An 18429-nucleotide genomic window follows, 5' to 3' on the forward strand; every position below is an offset into this window, starting at 1 on the left:
CATCATGAGCAACCAGCGCAAGCAGATTCATCTCGCCGCCCACTTTCCCGGCGTCAACAACACCACCGTGTGGAGCGACCCCGAGTCGAAGAGCCAGATCGACTTCGACTCGTTCGTGCACCTCGCGGAGACCGCCGAACGCGGATTGTTCGACTTCTTCTTTCTCGCCGAGGGCCTGCGCCTGCGTGAGCACCGGGGCCTGATCCACGACCTCGACGTGGTGGGCCGCCCCGACACGTTGACGGTGCTCGGCGCGCTCGCCGGAGTCACCACCCATCTGGGCCTGGCGGGGACGATCAACACCACGTTCAACGAACCGTACGAGCTGGCACGGCAATTCGCCTCGCTCGACCATCTGTCCGACGGCCGGTCCGCGTGGAACATGGTGACGTCCTCGGACGCGTTCACGGGCGAGAACTTCCGGCGCGGGGGATACCTCGACAAGGCCGACCGGTACACCCGCGCAGGCGAACTGATCGAGGGCGCCCGCAAGTTCTGGGACAGCTGGGATCAGGATGCGCTGCAGATCGACCGCGCCCGGGGAGTGTTCGCCGCGGACAACTCGATCCGCGACGTCACCCACTCCGGCTCCCAGTTCGACATCCGGGGACGGTTCACGATTCCACGGAGCCCGCAGGGGCACCCGGTGCTGCTGCAGGCCGGCGACTCCGATCAGGGCCGCGAATTCGGTGCCGCGCAGGCGGACGCCATCTTCACCATCCACGGGTCGCTCGAGGACGGGCAAACGTTCTACGCGGACGTCAAGGGCAGGCTGGCGAAGTACGGGCGCAGCCACGACGATCTCAAGGTGCTGCCCGCGGCGACCTTCGTGCTGGGCGACTCCGCGGCGGACGCGGCCGACCGCGCCGACCACATCCGCCACCAGCAGGTGGGCCCGCAGACGGCGATCGCGTTTCTCGAACAGGTCTGGGGCCGCGACCTTTCCGCGTACGACCCGGACGGTCCGCTGCCGGACGTCGAACCGGCCGAGGACACGAACATCACCCGCGGCCGGGTCCGGCACGCGAAGGATCCGCGCGAGATCGCTGCCGCGTGGCGGGCGAAGGCGGAAGCGGAGAAGCTCAGCATCCGTGAACTGATCATCGCGGTCACGACTCGCCAGCAGTTCGTCGGCACCGCCGCTCAGGTGGCCGAGGAGATCGACCGCTACGTGCAAGCGGACGCGTGCGACGGCTTCATCCTGGTACCGCACCTCACTCCGGCCGGGCTCGACGAGTTCGTCGAGAAGGTGGTCCCGGAGTTGCAGAACCGCGGCACTTTCCGTTCCGAGTACTCGGGCACGACCCTGCGCAGTCATCTCGGACTGCGCCATCCGCATCACCAGACAGAAGGAGTTCGGGCATCATGACCGCAGTCACGGCAGGCGCGACATTCGAGCAGGACTGGCAGGACTGGCATTCGGCGCGAGAGGAGTCTTTCCGCGACCCGCTGGGATGGCTGAGTCTGACGGCCCTGCACTGGCTCGTCGAGACCGACACCACGTTCCCCGACCTGCCCGGGAAGTGGCGGGCCGACGCGGACGGGGTGGTGATCACGGCCACCGCCGACGCCGGGCTCGAGGTCGATGGCGAAGCGGTCGACGGCACGGCGACGCTCGCACCCCTGGAGGGTGCACCCGGTCTGCTCGTGCGGAACGGGAGCAGCAACGTCGAGGTGATCCGGAGAACCGGTGATGTCGCCCTGCGGATCCACGACCCCGAGGCAGGCACCCTCGCCGCGTTCACCGGCATCCCGACGTTCCTGCCCGCGCAGCAGTGGGCCGTGCCGGCGACGTTCACCCCGTTCCCGCAGTCCCGCGTCGTGACGACGGGTGCGGTCGTCGAGGGACTCGAGCACCACCACACGGCGCTGGGGACGCTCGCATTCGAGTACGGCGGCGCCGCACACGAACTCGTCGCGTTCGCAGGCAAGGACGGTGGCCTGCACGTTCTGTTCACCGACGCCACCAGCGGGGTCAGCACGTACCCCGCGGCGCGGTCGCTGGCCGTGGACGCCCCCGCCGCCGACGGCCGGGTGATCCTCGATTTCAACCGGGCGGCCAACCTGCCGTGCGCGTTCACCGACTACGCCACCTGCCCGGTCGCGCCCGCCGAGAACCGGCTGACGCTCGCGGTCGAGGCCGGCGAGAAGAACCCGCGGTAGACATGGCCGAGAAGCAGGTCGTGCTCGGGGCGGCGGCACCCGCGGGGCGGACGGACTTCGCCTTCCTCGCGCAGGCCGCCCGCACCGCGGAGCGGGGGAGATTCGACCTCTTCCTCGCCGAAGGCGTCACCGCGGCGAACGCGCTGGCCGGGTTCACCGACACAGTGGGGCTCGCGGCGACGCTGGACACGACCTCCGCCGAACCGTACGACGTGGCCCGCCGGCTGGCCTCACTCGATCACCTGTCCGGCGGGCGTGCAGCGTGGAACACCGTGGCTCCCGGCGACGAGCGGGCCGCGGAGTTCGTCGACACCGCACGCACGCTGTGGGATTCCTGGGCCGAGGGGGTCGTGACCGTCGACCGCGGCGCGGGGCGATTCGTCTCGGACCCCACCGCCGGCGCATTCTACCACCGGGGCAGGCACTTCGACATCGGTGGACGCTTCACCGTCCCGCGGAGCCCGCAAGCGCAACCGGTGGTGATCGTGTCGGGGGACGGCCCGGAGGCCCGGAATCTCGCCGCCCGGCACGGCGATGTGATCATCGCCCCGCTCGGCACGTTCGACGCCGGTCGCGCGTTCTACGACGACCTCGCGCGCCGCACGGTCGAGGCCGGCAGGCCCGCCGGCGCGGTGAAGGTTCTGGTCACCACGACGTTCGTGGGTACCGCCACGTCCGTCGCGGACCGGATCGTCCGGTGGGTCCGCGAGGACGCAGCGGACGGGTTCGTCCTGCCCTCCCACCTCACCCCGGACGAACTCGCCCTGTTCGTCGACACGGTGGTGCCGTTGTTGCAGGACCGTGGTGTTCTGCGCACCGACTACACCACCGCCACGCTGCGGCAGCACCTCGGACTCGGTGCCCCGCGCAGCCATCGCGCTGTCAATCCCCGCTCTCTCCAGAAAGTGCCCTCATGACCACTCCGTTGTCCGTCCTCGACCTGTCGCCCGTCAGCGAGGGCACCACCGCCCGCACCGCGCTGCGGAACACCGTCGACCTCGCCCGGCACGCCGAAGCGTGGGGATACAAGCGCTACTGGGTTGCCGAACACCACTTCGTGGGGGTCGCCAGTTCCTCGCCGGCCGTGCTCGTCGGGATCCTGGCCGCCGCGACCAGCACGCTCCGGGTCGGCGCCGCCGCGGTGCAGTTGGGCCACACCACCGCAGCGGCCGTGGTCGAGGCATTCGGCACCGTCGACGCGCTGTACCCGGGTCGCGTGGACCTCGGGCTCGGACGGTCGGGTCAGCGCCGGGCCGAGGCGTTGAAAGCGGTTGCGGAACGCAACAACCAGTCGGCCCCGCCCCACCGGGAGACGGAGATCTGCGACGGCGTCGTGATCCCGGCACCGTTCGATCCGTCCGGGCTCTTGCTGTCTCCCCGGCTCACGGCGGCGCAGTCGGCACTGCAGCAGCCGGGCGCGCTGTCGCCGGCATTCGACCAGCAGGTCGACGACATCCTGGCACTGCTCGGCGGCACGTACCGCACCCCGGACGGGATCGAGCTCCACGCCAGCCCCGGCGAGGGCGCGGACGTCGACGTGTGGGTGTTCGGCAGCAGCGCGGGACCGAGCGCCGAACTGGCCGGCCGGCTGGGGCTGCCTTTCGGCGCGAACTACCACGTGAGCCCGTCGACGACCCTCGAAGCGGTCGAGGCCTACCGCGCCGCGTTCCGCCCGTCGCCGAACCTGCAGAAGCCGTACGTCGTCGTCTCCGCCGACGCCGTCGTGGCGGAGGATGACGCGACCGCGACGGAACTGGCGTCGACGTTCGCGCACTGGACGCACAGCATCCGCAGCGGGCACGGGGCGATCCCGTATCCCGACCCGGCGCACACGGCACCGCTCGGCGAGACGGAACGCGCGGCGGTCGAGGACCGGCTCATCACCCAGTTCGTGGGGGCACCGGCCACCGTCGCAGACCGACTCGACAGCCTGCGAAGGCTCACCGACGCCGACGAACTGGTGATCACCAGCGTCACCCACGATCACGGCGACCGGTTGCGCTCCTACGAGCTGCTCGCAGCGGAGTGGGGACTGCCGGGCCTGCTGGCCGCCTGACAGCACGATGATTGAACGCTGGTCCAAATGGGAATCCCACGCCCATGGACACAGCAAATGCCCCTGTGCCCGAGTCCCGTGACGAGCTGGTCGAGCAGCTACGGCAGTACCTGAGCTCGATCACATCGACGGAACTCGGTCCCGACGACGACTACTTCACCCTGGGATTGGTGAGTTCGTTGCGGGCCCTGGAGATCGTCACGTACATCGAAGGCTCCCACGACGTCGTGGTCGAGGTGGAGGATCTCGATCTCGACAACTTCCGCACCGCAGCGCGGGTAGCGGGCTTCATTCGGAGAAAGCGGGGCGAGCAGCTTCGTGCGACGGACGGGGCGTCGCCATGATCGGTATCGACACACTTGTCGCCTCCGCCGAGACCGACGCCGGCACCTGGGACGAGACCGGACTGCCGGTCGACGTCATCGAGGCCGCCGCGCGGGCGGGAGTCCTCGGGCTGGACCGGACGACGGACTGCCGGGGACTCGGCCTGAACGCGGCCGAACTCGGCTCGGTCGCAGAAAGACTCGGGGCGGTCTGCACGTCGTTGCGTTCGCTGCTGACCGTGCAGGGGATGGTGAACGCCTCCCTCGATCGGTGGGGCACCGCCGAACAGCGGGCACAGTGGGTGCCGGCCCTGGCGACCGGCGAACTCCTCGCCGGATTCGCCGCCACCGAGTCCGGGGCCGGCAGCGACCTCTCCTCTGTGACTACCAGTTTCGAGGCGCACGGCTCGGATCACCGGATCTCGGGGCGGAAACTGTGGGTGACGTTCGGCGAGGTCGCGGACGTACTGCTCGTCCTCGGCCGGTCGCCGGCCGGGTTGGCGACTGCGCTGGTCGAAACGGACTCACCCGGAGTGACCGTCGAACCGATCCACGGGCAGCTGGGCATGCGCGGCGCCCGGATCGCGCACATCGCGCTGGACGGCGTCGTCGTCCCCGCCGACCACCTGATCGCACCGCCGGGATTCGGACTGTCCCACGTCGTCGGCACCGCCCTGGACCACGGCCGGTACACCATCGCGTGGGGGTGCGCAGGGATGGCGCGCGGGTGCCTCGCCGACGCTGTCGCGCACGCGTCCACCCGAGTGCAGGGCAGCGCCGTGTTGTCCGAGCACGACTCGGTCCGCGCGATCCTCGGTCGTAGCTGGGTCGATGCCGCCGGCGCTCGCGCACTGTGCGAGCGGGCCGCCGAACAACGCGATGCCCACGAGCCGAGCGCGCTCTTCACGACGATCGCCGCGAAGTACGCCGCTGCCCGCGCCGCCGCGTCGGTGAGCCAGCAGGCGGTCCAGGTGCTCGGGGCCGCGGGGTGCGCCCCCGGCAGCAGGGTGGGTCGCTTCTTCCGCGACGCCAAGGTCATGCAGATCATCGAGGGCGCGACGGAGGTCGCCGAACTCCAGATCGGTGACTACGTGCTCGGGGGAGGTGCGCGATGACGGCTGACCGACCGGTCGCGATCGATTCGGTCGCGCTCTGGTTCCCGGACGACGAGGTGACCGTGGCGGGCCTGCCCGAGCTCGACGAACTGCCGATCGCTCAGCGCGAGCACGCATTGTCGCTGGGCATCGACACGGTGCGGATCGGAATCGGGCTCTCCGAGGTGGATCTGGCGCACGCCGCGGCGGACGAGGTGCTCCGGAAGGCGGGCCTCGACGCCACCCAGCTCGATGCGCTGCTGCTCGTGCAGGGCCGGGTTCCGCAGTATCTGCTCGCGTCCGAGGCGACCCGCCTGCAGCACCGGCTCGGCGCGACCCAGGCGTTCACCACCGGTGTGGGCGACCTCGGGTGCGTGTCCGTCTCGGCGGCGTTCGCGCTCGCGTCGGCGTTGCTCCGCGGCGACCCCCGTTGCCAGAACGTCCTCGTCGCCGCGGCGGCGAAGACACCGACCCGGTCGCGGTACCGATCGCCGATGACGCTCCTGGGCGATGGCGCCGCCGCGGTCCTGCTGACGACGTCGGGGATCGGGCGGTACGAACTCGTCGACCAGATGATCCGCAGCGACGGAAAATACGCCGACCTGTTCCACATCGACTACCGCGACGTCCGCGAAGCAGACTGGGTCGAGAAGTGCGCCGACGAACCCACGTATTCGTTCCGCCTCGCGGTCGAGAGCCGGAAGCGGTTCACGGAGATCAACGCGGAACTGCTGGCCCGGAACGGGCTGCAGCAGGACGCGATCGGCATTTTCCTCATGCAGAACCTGTCGCTCGGTGCGTTCACGTTCTGGCAGGAGGCACTCGACGTCACCATCGATCCCGTCTGCCGCGACAACCTGGCCCGGTTCGGCCACCTCGGATCCGTCGACATCGCGGCGAACCTCGAGCACGCGGCGTCCGCACAGGCGCCCGGCGACTACTGCGTGATCATGAACAGCAGCCCGGTCGCGGCCTGGAGCAGCGCGCTGCTCCGACGCCTGCCGGATCAGCCCGGGCGCGGGAAGTGATCGCGATGGAGCAGACGGTCAAGTGCGTGGTCTGGGATCTCGACGACACCATCTGGGACGGCGTCGTCCTCGAACAGGATGCCCCGGTGCCGAAAGCGGACGCCCTCCGCGCCCTGGATGTGCTCGACCGCCGCGGCATCCTGCACGCCGTCGCGAGCCGCGGCGAATACGAACCCGCCGCCGCGCACCTGCGCCTGCACGGCATCGAGGAGCTGTTCTGCGCCATCGACGTCGGCTGGGGCCCGAAGTCGGAGGCCGTGCGGCGCATCGCGGAGACACTGAATCTGGGTCTCGACACCATCGCCTTCGTCGATAACGATCCCGTCGAGCGGGCCGAGGTGGCCGAGGCACTTCCCCCGGTGCGTTGTTATCCCGCCGAGCAGATCGCGTCGTTCCCCGACCTTCCCGAGCTGACCCCGCTCGCCGTCACCGAGGAGGCGAGGCAGCGGCGGTCGCTGTACCGCGCCGAACGGATCCGTCAGGTGAGCGAACAGGAGTTCCACGGGTCCAACTCCGAGTTCCTGGCCTCGCTCGAACTGGTCATGACGGTCCGCAGAGCGACCGAGGGCGACCTCGAACGCGCCCACGAACTGACCGTCCGGTCTCATCAACTCAACACCACGGGCCGGACTTTCGGCATCGACGAACTGCGCAAGCTGTGCGCCTCGGACGACCACGAGGTGCTCGTCGCGTCGCTCGGCGACCGATTCGGCGGGTACGGCACGATCGGTCTCGCGGTCTCGGAGATCCGGGGCGGGGATTCCGTCCTGCAACTGCTGCTGATGTCGTGCCGGGTGATGTCCCGCGGGGTCGGGACGGCGCTGATCCGGCACGTCGTCGAGCGGGCACGCGCCCACGGCAGGCGGGCGCTCGCCGAGTTCGTGCCGACGGACGTCAACCGGGTCATGCTCGTGACCCTGCGATTCGCGGGCTTCGACGTCGTCGACCCGGACCCCGATCGGATGCTGCTGCTGTGCAGTGACGTTCGCAGTGCGGCGGCGCCGAACACCGATCACGTCGCGGTCCTCTCAGGAGACGTGGCGCCATGACGGACGTGGTCGCGAACGGTGGGGTGATGTCCGGGATCCTGCGAGAGTGCGCGCGGGTTCCCGGCCGGATCGCGATCGTGGTGGGCCACCGGTCGCTGACGTATCGCGAACTCGATTCGGCGAGCGAGGCCCTGGCGCGGCAACTCGCTGCGCTGGGCGTGCGGCCGGGCCAGGTGGTGCTGATCCACCAGCGGCAGAGCGTCGAGACGGTGGTGGGGATGATCGCCACGCTGCGGCTGGGTGCGGCGTGGTGCGTGATCGAGCCCGGACATCCGGTGGGTCAGCTCCGGGCACTCCTCGGCGACGTCGACTGCGGCGCCATCGTCTTCGGGTCCGCGGATCCGAAGACGTCGCCGGAGTGGGTCCGGGACCTGGCCCGGAGTGCGGGCGGACGTGTTCCGGCTCTGCACGACCGGGACGCCGTCCACCCGCCCGTGGCCGAACCGGCGGATCTTCCCGAGGACGTGCCCGCGGGCGCCGCCGCCTACGTGATCACCACGTCCGGGTCGACCGGCATCCCCAAGGCCGTCGTCGCGAGCCGCGCCAACCTCGCGAGCATGGTCGACGGCCGCAACTACGACTACGACGACGGCGACCTCGTCACGTTCTCCGCGTTCCGCCTCACGTGGGACGGTTCCCTGCTGAAGACCCTGTGGGCGTTGTGCACCGGCGGCACCAGCGTGCTGCCGGACGCTCACGAACTGATGGACGCCGAGGCCGTCGCCGCGCTCGCCCGGACGTGGCAGACCACTCACCTGGTCGCGTCCCCCTCCTTCTACCGGCTGCTGCTGCCGCATCTCGCCCCGCTGCGCGAACGCCTGCGACTGGTGACGCTTGCGGGAGAGGCACTTCCGGGCACGCTCGTCGAACAACATCGCGCGGTGCTGCCCGGGGTCCCGCTGAGCAACGAGTACGGTCCGACCGAGACGACCGTCAGCTGCCTGGCTCATCCGGTGCGCGACGTGCCCGCCTCGATCGCGCCGATCGGCAGACCACTGGGGGCGAGCACGGCCTACGTCCTCGACGCGAAACTGGTCGAGGTGCCGTACGGAACGGTCGGGGACCTGTACGTCGGCGGTCCGCAGATCTCCGAGGGTTACGCGTCCCGCCCGGCCGCGACCGCGGCCCGCTTCGTCGCGGACCCCTTCGCGGAGCGGCCGGGTGCGCGGATGTATCACACGGGTGACCTCGCGCGCGTCGATCCGCACGGCGACATCGAATTCTGCGGCCGGTTCGACGGACAGGTGAAAGTGCGTGGCGCCCGGGTCGAGAGACACGCGGTGGAGGCCGTTCTGGAGAGTCACCCCGCGATACACCAGGCCGTGGTCCTCGCGACCGCCGACGAACACGGGGAGACGGCATTGACCGCGTTCTGGGTGCCCGCGGCCGCGGCGACCGTACTGCCCACGCCGCGAGATCTGATCGCGCACTGCGCCGAAAGGCTCGTCGCGCAGGCGGTGCCCGACCGCTTCCTCGCGCTCGGCGCCCTTCCGCTCGCACCGAGCAGCAAGGTGGACGAGGTGGCGTTGCGCCGGCTGTTGCCCAGCGGAGGTGGTGGCGTTGCGTGAGCACCATACCGAGGCCGCCGGCAGCCCGGAAGCACCGTTCCCGCTGTCGTCGGCCCAATACGACGCGTGGCTGGCCCAGCAACTGGCCCCGGAGGTGCCGTTGTGCATCGCCCAATACGTCGAAGTGCACGGCGACCTGGACGTCGACCTCCTGCGCGAGGCCACCCTCGCGACCGCCGACGAATTCGGATCGCCCTTTCTCCGGTTGATCGACAGGGACGGTCAGCCGTTCCAACTGGTCGATCCGTCGGCGGACCGGTCGATCGGCCGGATGGACTTCCGCGGGGACGCCGAACCGGTGGAGGCCGCCCGCCGATGGATGCGCGCCGACTGCGAGACCCCTCTGGATCCGACTCGCGACCGCCTCGTCGAATCGTCGATTCTTCGCGTCGGTGACGCGCACTACCTGTGGTACAGCAAGATTCATCACGTCGCCCTGGACGGCTACGGTGCGATGACGATGCTCAACCGCATCGCGGCCCGGTACACCGCGGAGGTGCTCGACCGGGAACTGCCGCCCAACGAGGCCGTAGATCCCCGGCATCTGTACGACGCCGATCAGCGGTACCGGTCGTCGAGCCGCTTCGCCGCGGACCGGCAGTTCTGGGTCGAACAGGTCGGCGGCCTCGGACCCGGATCGAGCCTGGCCCGACGGACCGGCCCCGCGGTCGCCACGAGCACCGACGTCACCGCGCCCCTGCCGGACGCGGCGGAGCGGGCGCTCGGCGACGCCGGCGCCCACGGGACAGCGAAGATCATCGCCGCGTTCGCCTGCTACCTGTCGAGGACGACGGGACGCCGGGACGTGCTCGTGAAGATCCCGGTGTCGGCGCGCACCACCGCGACCCTGCGACGGTCCGGCGGAATGGTGGCGGGTGTCGTGCCGCTTCCCGTGCAGATCCGCCCCGAGGACACGGTGGGGCAGCTGGTGGAGCGGGTGCAACTCGACCTGATGGGCGCGCTGCGACACCAGCGTTTCGGGCTCGGCGACATCCGGCGCGACGCGGGCGCCGGTGCGGCGGAGTCACTGTCGGGTCCGATGGTCAACGTCATGCTCTTCCACCAGGAACTCGCTCTGGGGCCGCTCGTCGGCGAATACCACATCGTCACGTCCGGGCCGGTCGAGGACCTGCTCGTCAACGTGTACCGGAGCGGCACGCCGGTCCGGACCTTCGTCCACTTCCTGGCCAACCCCAACCGGTACGACGCCGACGAGGTCGGCGCGCACCACCGGCAGTTCCTGGAGCTGCTCGGCGACTTCGTCGCGGCCGCCGCGGGCGCCGCGCTCACCACCGTCCACGAGGAGACGGCCCGGCTCGACTTCTGGACGCGCACACTGGCGGACGCGCCCCCGGTGCTGGACCTGCCCACCGACCGTCCTCGGCCCGCACGGCCGTCCCACCGCAGTGCCGCCGTCGACGTCGCACTCGACCCGGATCGGCGGCGTCGGCTGGACACGTTCGCGGTCGCACACCGCACGGACGCAGCCACCGTGACCCATGCGGTGCTGGCGTTGGTGCTGGCACGCTCGGCGCGTACCGACGACGTCGTCATCGGTAGGCGGACGGACACCGACCCGGTGGTGTTGCGGACCCACGTGCGCGGCTCGGATCGTCTCGGCGAGTACGTCGACACCGTGCGGGACGTCGACGCGGAGGCGTTCGCCCACCACGGTGTGCCCGCCCTGCGAATCGTGGACGCGCTCGACCCGCCGCGCTCCGGGTCGCACGCACCACTCTTCCAGGTGCTGCTCGAATTCTCGGACCCCGGCGGGGAACTCGGCGACCTCGATCTGCGGGTGACGGTGTCGGGCACGACGGTCCGATTCACCTACGCGACAGACCTGTTCGACGCCGCCACCGTGGAGGGAATCGCTCGGCGGTTCGTGCGGACCGCCGAGACCGCCGCCGCGGATCCGTCCGCCGTGATCGGGGACATCGACCTGGTCGAACCTGCCGAACGTGCTCTGCTGCAGGACTGGTCGACCCGGCCGGCTGAGGCCGCCGACGAGACGACGCTCGGTGAGCTGTTCGCCGCCCGGGCAGCGCGAAGCCCCGACGCCACCGCCGTGGTGTCGGGTGGCGAGCGCCTGAGTTACGGCGACCTCGATGCCCGGTCGAACCGTCTTGCACGGCAACTGCTCTCCCTGGGTGTGGGTCCGGAGTCGTCGGTCGCGGTCGCGATGCCGCGATCGGCGGCGCTCGTCGTCGCGCTCGTGGCGGTCGTCAAGGCCGGGGCCGCCTACCTCCCCATCGATGCGGACCATCCCGGTGAGCGCTCGGCGCTCGTCCTCGACGACGCCCACCCGGTGTGCATTCTGGCCACCCGGGACACCGCACACGCCCTGCCGACATCGGACGTCCCTGTCCTGCTCCTCGATCCGACCGACACGGATCTCGGCGGCAGCTCCGCGGACCCGCTGACCGATGCGGAACGGGCACCGGTCGATCCGGACTCGTCGGCCTACGTCGTCTACACGTCGGGATCGACGGGACGGCCGAAGGGCGTCGCGGTGTCGCACCGCAACGTGGTCTCTCTCTTCACGAGCACCCGGGACCTGTTCCGGTTCGGGGACACCGACGTGTGGACGATGTTCCACTCCCCGGCATTCGACTTCTCGGTCTGGGAGCTGTGGGGCGCGCTGCTGCACGGCGGGACCCTCGTCGTCGTCGACTTCGACACCACCCGGTCGCCCGACGCGTTCCTCGCCCTGCTGCGCCGCGAGCGGGTGACGGTGCTGAGCCAGACCCCGACGGCGTTCTCGCAACTGATCGAGGCCGCCGAGGTGGAGGACGGCGTGGGCCCACCGCCGCTGCGCTACGTCGTACTCGGCGGCGAGGCGCTCGACTTCGGGCAGCTCGAACGCTGGTACTCCCGCCGCGGCGAGGACGCGCCCGTGCTCGTGAACATGTACGGCATCACCGAGACGACGGTGCACGTCACGCACCTCCCGCTCGGCCGCGGGCTCGCCGCCGCCGCGTGGACGAGCAAGATCGGGCGGCCGATTCCCGGATTCCGGGTGGCGGTGCTGGACGCGCGGCTGCATCCGGTGCCGGTCGGTGTGGCGGGCGAACTGTACGTGGCGGGACCGCAGGTCGCGCGCGGCTATCTGGGCCGCGCCGGGCTCACGGCGTCCCGCTTCGTGGCGGATGCGTCGGGCGCCCGGATATACCGGACCGGGGACGTGGTGCGGTGGCGACGCGACGGGAGTCTCGACTACCTCGGACGCGACGATCTCCAGGTCGAGATCCGTGGATTCCGAGTGGAACTCGGCGAAGTGGAATGGGTGCTGGGCCGGTGCGACGGGGTCGCGCAGGCAGTGGTGACCCTGCACGAGGACCCGGTGACCGGCCCGGCACCGGCGGCGTACGTGGTGCCCGAGGCGGGTGCGATCGTCGACACGGAGGCCGTGCTGGAATTCGCCGGAGGCGCGCTGCCGTCGTACATGGTCCCGGCCTCGGTGACGGTCCTCGCGCGGCTGCCGCTCACCGTCAACGGGAAACTGGACCGGGCGGCACTTCCGGTGCCCGTCACGGCTTCCCCGGCCGAATTCGTGGCACCGGGCACTCCCGTCGAGGAGTCGCTCGCGGTCATCTTCGCCGCGCTGCTCGGCGTTCCCGCGGTCGGGGTCGACGACGACTTCTTCGCGTTCGGCGGCAACTCGCTGATCGCGGCGAAGGTCGTGGCGCGGGTTCAGGGTGTGCTCGGTGCGGGTGTGGGAGTGCGCGACGTCTTCGAGGCGCGGACGGTGCGGTCGCTGGCGACCCGGGTGAGCCGGGCGGCCTCGGCGGACCGGCCGGCGCTGGTGGCGACGGACCGGTCCGCGGCGGCGCCGGTGTCCCTCGCACAGACGCGGATGTGGTTCCTCGACCAGTTCGACACGACGTCGCCCGCCTACAACATCGCGGCGGCCTTCCGATTGCGCGGGCCCCTCGACGTCGCGGCGCTGCACGCGGCGCTGACGGACGTCGTGGACCGGCACGAGGCCTTGCGGACGATCTTCCCGATGCGGGGCGACACGCCCGTGCAGTCGGTGATACCTGCGGCGGACGCGGTGCCCGGCCTCCGCGCGGTCACGGTGTCGGGGGAGAGTGCCCTCCGGGACCGGCTCGCGGCGGCGCTGTCGGCGGGTTTCGAGGTGACCGCGCAGGTTCCGTTGCGGGCGCACCTGTTCGAGGTCGGTCCGCGCGATCACGCCCTTGCCCTGGTGGTCCATCACATCGCGGCGGACGCGCTGTCGCTGGGCCCGCTCGCCCGGGACATCACATCCGCGTACACCGCACGGGCACGGGGACACGCGCCGGACTGGGTGCCGCTTCCGGTGCAGTACGCCGACTACAGCATCTGGCAGCGGGCGCTGCTCGGATCGGAGGACGATCCCGGTTCCCTGATGTCCCGTCAGCTCGGGTACTGGCGTTCCGCGCTCGCCGATGCGCCGGTCGTGACGGACCTGCCGATGGATCGCGCACGTCCCGAACACCGGTCGCTCGCCGGCGCGCGGGAGTCGTTCGAGATCGGGGACCGCCTGCACCGGAAGGTGGTAGCCCTTGCACGCGAACACGATGCGACCGTGTTCATGGTGACGCACGCGGCGTTCGCGGTCCTGGTGTCCCGCTTGGGAAGCACCCCCGACGTGGTGATCGGATCCGCGGTGGCGGGCCGCGGTGAGGCCGTCCTCGACGACGTCGTGGGGATGTTCGTCAACACCCTGGCACTGCGCACCCCCGTCCACGGCGCCGATTCGTTCACCACGCTGCTCGCAGCCGTGCGGGACTGCGATCTGGAGGCGTTCGCGCACGCGGAGGTCCCGTTCGAGCGGGTGGTCGAGGCGCTCGCTCTCCCGCGCACCACGGCCCACGCGCCGTTGTTCCAGGTGCTGTTCGAATTCCAGGACGTCGTGCGGCCCACTCCGAGCCTGCCGGAACTGGAGGTGGAGGAGATCGACCTCGGTGTCTCCGTCTCCACGTTCGACCTGCAGCTGACCCTGGCCGAACGATTCGGAGACGACGGGGCGCCCGCCGGGATCAGTGCGGGATTCACCTATGCCACCGACATCTTCGACACGGCGACCGTCCGGAAGTTCGCCGAACGATACGTGCGGCTCCTCGACGCGGTGGTCGCCGACCCGGACGTTCCACTGGCCCGATTCGATCTGCTGTCCCCCGGCGAACGCGAGGCACTCGTCCCGGTGCGCGGGCGGCCCACCGGAACGACCCGGCTGCTGCCGGAGATCCTCTCCGCCGCGGCCGCCCGGGACCCGCACGCCGTCGCGCTGTCGTACGGCAATGCGGTGATGTCGTATCGCGAACTCGACGACTGGTCGAACCGCCTGGCCTGGGTATTGATCCGCCGCGGAATCGGACCGGAGGACCACGTGGCGATCGGGCTCGTCCGGTCGGTGGAACTGGTGGTGTCGGTGTGGGCGGTGGCGAAGTCGGGTGCGTCGTTCGTCCCGGTGGATCCGAATCTGCCGCAGGGAAGGATCGCCGACATCCTCGCCGACTGCGGGGCGGTGGCGGGACTCACCGTCGCCGAACAGCGCGACCGGATGCCGGACGGCGTCGAGTGGCTGCTTCTCGACTATCCGGGTCCGACGCGGCGATGGGAGTCCCATCCGATCACCGACGACGACCGGGTCGTGCCGCTGCGACCGGGCCATCCGGCGTATCTGATGTACACGTCCGGATCGACGGGGGCACCGAAGGGCGTCGTGATCCCCCATGCGGGGTTGCAGAACTTCACGATCGATCAGCGCGCCCGGTACGCGACGACGAATGCCTCACGCGCCCTGAATCTCGCGTCGCCCGGGTTCGACGCGACGATGCTCGAATACCTCATGGCGTTCGGTGCCGGTGCGCGACTGGTGATCGCGGCGCCGCAGGTGTACGGCGGCGCCGCACTGACGGAGCTGCTGGCGGCAGAGCGGATCACGCACGCGTTCACCACCCCGGCGGTCCTGGCCACCATCGACCCCCGAGGTCTGCGCCTGCTCCGCACGCTCGTCGTCGGCGGCGAACGCTGCCCGGCGGAGCTACTGGCTCGCTGGGCGTCCGGGCGCACCCTGCTCGTCGGCTACGGTCCGACGGAGACGACGGTGATGTCGAACATCGGCGACCCGATGACACCCGGCGACCCCGTGCGGATCGGCCACCCGATGCGCGGTGTTCGCGAACTCGTCCTCGACGAGTGGCTGCGTCCGGTGCCGGTCGGCGTGGTCGGTGAGCTGTACGTGCTGGGGGAAGGTCTGGCGCGCGGCTACCACCGGCGGGCCGGAGCGACCGCCGCCTCGTTCGTGGCGAACCCGTTCGACCACCCGGGCTCCCGCATGTATCGCACCGGCGATCTGATGCGGTGGACGAAGGAGGGTCGGCTGGAATATCTGGGCCGCAACGATTTCCAGGTAAAATTGCGCGGACAGCGGGTCGAACCGGGGGAGGTGGAGGCGGCTCTCACCCGCTGCCCCGGTGTCGCGCAGGCGGTGGTCGTTGTCCGCCGCACGCCTGCTGCCGAGGCGGTCCTCGCCGGATACGTCACGGCGGAGGACGGCGCGGACCTCGACACGACCGAGGTGCTGCGGTTCGCCGGATCCGTGCTCGCGCCCTTCATGGTGCCTGCCTCGGTGACGGTCCTCGACCGGCTGCCGCTCGGAGCCAACGGCAAGGTCGACCGGCACGCGCTGCCGGACCCCGAGTTCGCGCCCCGCATCTTCCGTGCACCCGGCACACCGTTCGAGACCGCGGTGGCCGACGTGTACGCCGAGGTTCTCGGGACCGGCGTCGTCGGAGCAGACGACGACTTCTTCGCGTCCGGTGGCAACTCGCTGACCGCGACGCAGGTGGTCGCGCGGATCAACTCCGCGCTCGGCAAGGACGTCGGTGTGCGGGACGTGTTCGAGACCCCCACCGTGCGGGCGCTCGCGGCGCGGATCGCGCGCGAGACCGCGGGCGGCGAGGTCCGGCCTGCGGTGGCGGTGCCCCGGCGCCCCGACCCGGTGCCGCTGTCGTGGGCGCAGCACCGGATGTGGCTCCTCAACCAGTTCGACCCGTCCTCGCCGGCGTACAACGTCGCGATGATCGTCCGGCTGTCGGGTGACCTCGACGTCGACGCACTGACCGCCGCCCTCGCCGACGTGGTGGATCGGCACGAATCGCTCCGCACCCGGTACCCGTACGGCGATTCGGGACCCACCCAGGTGATCGTCGGTGCCGGCCACGTCGCGCAGCTCACCGTGTCGACGTCCGACGATCCGGTACGCGAACAGATCTCGGAACTCGTGTCGGCGGGTTTCGACGTCGCCACCGAGGTCCCGATGCGGGCCAGGCTGTTCGAACTCGGCGACCGGGAGCACGTGCTCGTCGTCGTGGTGCACCACATCGCGGCCGACGGGTTCTCGATGGTTCCGCTCGCCCGCGACGTGATGACGGCCTACACCGCGCGGTCCGAGGGCTGCGCGCCGGGATGGGAGCCGCTGCCGGTGCAGTACCCCGACTACACGGTGTGGCAGCGGGAACTCCTCGGCTCGGAGGACGACGCGGACTCGCTGCTCTCGCGGCAACTGGACTACTGGCGATCCGCTCTCGCCGACGCGCCGGCCGTGACCGAGTTGCCCACGGACCGTGACCGCCCGCCGCGGCGATCGTCCTCCGGCGACCGGGTGGCGTTCGGGATCGGCGCCGACCTGCACCGGAACGTGGTGGCGTTGGCGAGGACCCGGCGGTGCACCGTGTTCATGGTCGTGCACGCGGCCCTCGCCGTGTTGCTGTCCCGCTCGGGCGGTACCGGCGACGTGGTGATCGGGTCGCCGGTCGCCGGCCGCGGCGAGGCCGTCCTCGACGACGTGGTGGGAATGTTCGTCAACACGCTCGTGCTGCGGACCGACGTGTCGGGGACTTTCGAGGATCTGCTCGCACGGGTCCGCGAGACCGACCTCGCGGCCTACGCCCACTCGGACGTGCCGTTCGAGCGGGTGGTGGAGGCACTGAACCCGCCTCGGTCCCAGTCGCATTCACCCCTGTTCCAGGTGTTGCTCGAGTTCCGGAACACCGAGCACCCCGACCTCGCCCTCCCGCACCTGGAGGCCGAAGTTCTCGAACCCGACGTCGAGGTGTCGCTGTTCGACCTGCAGCTGACGGTGCGTGAGCGGTACGACGAGTGCGGAACACCGGAAGGGATGACGGCGGGATTCACCTACGCCACCGACCTCTTCGATGCGGCGACCGTGCAGGCCCTGGCCGATCGGTTCACCCGGATCCTCGCTGCATTCGTCGCGGATCCGAGTGTCGCCGTCGGAGACGTCGACCTGATGGCCCCGGACGAGCGCACCCGGATTCGCGAATGGAGTGCGGCGGCCGAGATCGTCGTGCTCGATCCCCGGTTGCAGCTCACCCCCGAAGGCGTGACCGGCGCGGCGTACGTGGCCGATACGCGGGAGCACCACACCTCGGCGCGGGTGGCGGCCACGACGTACGTGGCAGATCCGTTCGGCGCCCCGGGCTCCCGGATGGTCCGGACGGGCGCGCTCGCGCGATGGAACCGGTCCGGACGACTGCTGAGCGTCGGCGCCACCGGACCTCCGGCACGGTCGGTCACGGACGTCGTGGAGAGTCACTCGGCGGTCCGCGAAGCGGTGGTCCTCACCACCGCGACCGGTGTCACCGCCTTCTGGGTCCCGGCAGCCGCGGCGGCCGTGCTCCCCATGGCGGAAGACCTGCGGGAGTTCAGTGCCGGGCGGCTCGACGCCCGATCGGTTCCCACGCGGTTCGTCGCACTCGGTGCGGTCCCGCGAACGGCGGACGGCGACGTGGACGAGAACGCGTTGCGCGCACTCGTCTCCGAGGCGGAGCCTGCGTCCGGCGAGTCGCGGCAACGCTGGACCGCGTTGCAACGGTCCGTTGCCGAGCACTGGGCGGCGGTGCTGGGGCACGACGACTTCGGTCCCGAAGACGGGTTCTTCGACGTGGGCGGCAACTCGCATCGCGTCGTGGAACTGCAGCGGCGTCTCGATGAACGGTGGCCCGGAGCTCTGCGGGTGGGCCAGCTGTTCGACCTCGTCACCGTGGCGGCGCAGGCCGAGGCGATTTCGCAGTCCACCGACACGAGCGAGGCGCCCGCGCCCGCCACCTACGAGTTCTGACCAGCCGGGAGGAGG

General features: G+C 70.7%; 10 protein-coding genes. All 10 read left to right on the forward strand.

The window, feature by feature from the left end:
* Positions 1 to 4: 4 nt before the first annotated feature.
* The 10 genes from ACFWAY_RS08765 to ACFWAY_RS08810 are packed head-to-tail and all read left to right on the forward strand — an operon-like array spanning position 5 to position 18414.
* Positions 5 to 1369, forward strand: coding sequence for an NtaA/DmoA family FMN-dependent monooxygenase (locus ACFWAY_RS08765; protein ID WP_378510458.1), 1365 nt, complete (start codon positions 5 to 7; stop codon positions 1367 to 1369).
* Complete coding sequence (locus ACFWAY_RS08770) at positions 1366 to 2163, forward strand: DUF1684 domain-containing protein (RefSeq protein WP_378510459.1); 798 nt, start codon at positions 1366 to 1368, stop codon at positions 2161 to 2163. The genes ACFWAY_RS08765 and ACFWAY_RS08770 overlap by 4 nt, the downstream gene beginning before the upstream one ends.
* A gap of 2 nt (positions 2164 to 2165) precedes the next feature.
* A complete protein-coding gene (locus tag ACFWAY_RS08775) occupies positions 2166 to 3080 on the forward strand; it encodes an LLM class flavin-dependent oxidoreductase (RefSeq protein WP_378451798.1) in 915 nt (304 codons plus the stop codon).
* On the forward strand, positions 3077 to 4219 hold the full coding sequence (locus ACFWAY_RS08780) for an LLM class flavin-dependent oxidoreductase (RefSeq protein WP_378510460.1): 1143 nt from the start codon (positions 3077 to 3079) through the stop codon (positions 4217 to 4219). The genes ACFWAY_RS08775 and ACFWAY_RS08780 overlap by 4 nt, the downstream gene beginning before the upstream one ends.
* Positions 4220 to 4263: 44 nt before the next feature.
* Positions 4264 to 4563, forward strand: a complete 300-nt coding sequence (locus ACFWAY_RS08785) for an acyl carrier protein (protein WP_009474881.1) — start codon at positions 4264 to 4266, stop codon at positions 4561 to 4563.
* Positions 4560 to 5657 carry an acyl-CoA dehydrogenase family protein gene (locus tag ACFWAY_RS08790; RefSeq protein ID WP_378451800.1) on the forward strand — a complete coding sequence of 366 codons (1098 nt, stop codon included), beginning with the start codon at positions 4560 to 4562 and terminating at the stop codon, positions 5655 to 5657. The genes ACFWAY_RS08785 and ACFWAY_RS08790 overlap by 4 nt, the downstream gene beginning before the upstream one ends.
* Positions 5654 to 6664: a 3-oxoacyl-ACP synthase gene (locus tag ACFWAY_RS08795; RefSeq protein WP_378451801.1), complete on the forward strand. Its 1011-nt coding sequence runs from the start codon at positions 5654 to 5656 to the stop codon at positions 6662 to 6664. Before ACFWAY_RS08790 ends, ACFWAY_RS08795 begins: the two co-directional genes overlap by 4 nt.
* Positions 6661 to 7713 (forward strand): HAD-IIIC family phosphatase, encoded by a 1053-nt coding sequence (locus ACFWAY_RS08800; RefSeq protein ID WP_378510461.1) that lies wholly within the window; start codon positions 6661 to 6663, stop codon positions 7711 to 7713. Before ACFWAY_RS08795 ends, ACFWAY_RS08800 begins: the two co-directional genes overlap by 4 nt.
* Complete coding sequence (locus tag ACFWAY_RS08805; RefSeq protein WP_378510462.1) at positions 7710 to 9281, forward strand: amino acid adenylation domain-containing protein; 1572 nt, start codon at positions 7710 to 7712, stop codon at positions 9279 to 9281. The genes ACFWAY_RS08800 and ACFWAY_RS08805 overlap by 4 nt, the downstream gene beginning before the upstream one ends.
* Entirely contained in the window at positions 9268 to 18414 is a 9147-nt protein-coding gene (locus ACFWAY_RS08810; RefSeq protein ID WP_378510463.1) for an amino acid adenylation domain-containing protein, read from the forward strand. The genes ACFWAY_RS08805 and ACFWAY_RS08810 overlap by 14 nt, the downstream gene beginning before the upstream one ends.
* Positions 18415 to 18429: the final 15 nt, after the last annotated feature.

The organism is Rhodococcus sp. NPDC059968 (assembly GCF_042738615.1).
In the GTDB taxonomy this organism is placed as follows: domain Bacteria; phylum Actinomycetota; class Actinomycetes; order Mycobacteriales; family Mycobacteriaceae; genus Rhodococcus_F.

Excerpts from the sequence above, each read along its gene's own strand:
- ACFWAY_RS08790 (WP_378451800.1), top strand. The coding sequence starts at position 4,560 with ATGATCGGTATCGACACACTTGTCGCCTCCGCCGAGACCGACGCCGGC.
- ACFWAY_RS08780 (WP_378510460.1), top strand. The coding sequence starts at position 3,077 with ATGACCACTCCGTTGTCCGTCCTCGACCTGTCGCCCGTCAGCGAGGGC.
- ACFWAY_RS08805 (WP_378510462.1), top strand. The coding sequence starts at position 7,710 with ATGACGGACGTGGTCGCGAACGGTGGGGTGATGTCCGGGATCCTGCGA.
- ACFWAY_RS08795 (WP_378451801.1), top strand. The coding sequence starts at position 5,654 with ATGACGGCTGACCGACCGGTCGCGATCGATTCGGTCGCGCTCTGGTTC.
- ACFWAY_RS08765 (WP_378510458.1), top strand. The coding sequence starts at position 5 with ATGAGCAACCAGCGCAAGCAGATTCATCTCGCCGCCCACTTTCCCGGC.
- ACFWAY_RS08775 (WP_378451798.1), top strand. The coding sequence starts at position 2,166 with ATGGCCGAGAAGCAGGTCGTGCTCGGGGCGGCGGCACCCGCGGGGCGG.
- ACFWAY_RS08785 (WP_009474881.1), top strand. The coding sequence starts at position 4,264 with ATGGACACAGCAAATGCCCCTGTGCCCGAGTCCCGTGACGAGCTGGTC.
- ACFWAY_RS08770 (WP_378510459.1), top strand. The coding sequence starts at position 1,366 with ATGACCGCAGTCACGGCAGGCGCGACATTCGAGCAGGACTGGCAGGAC.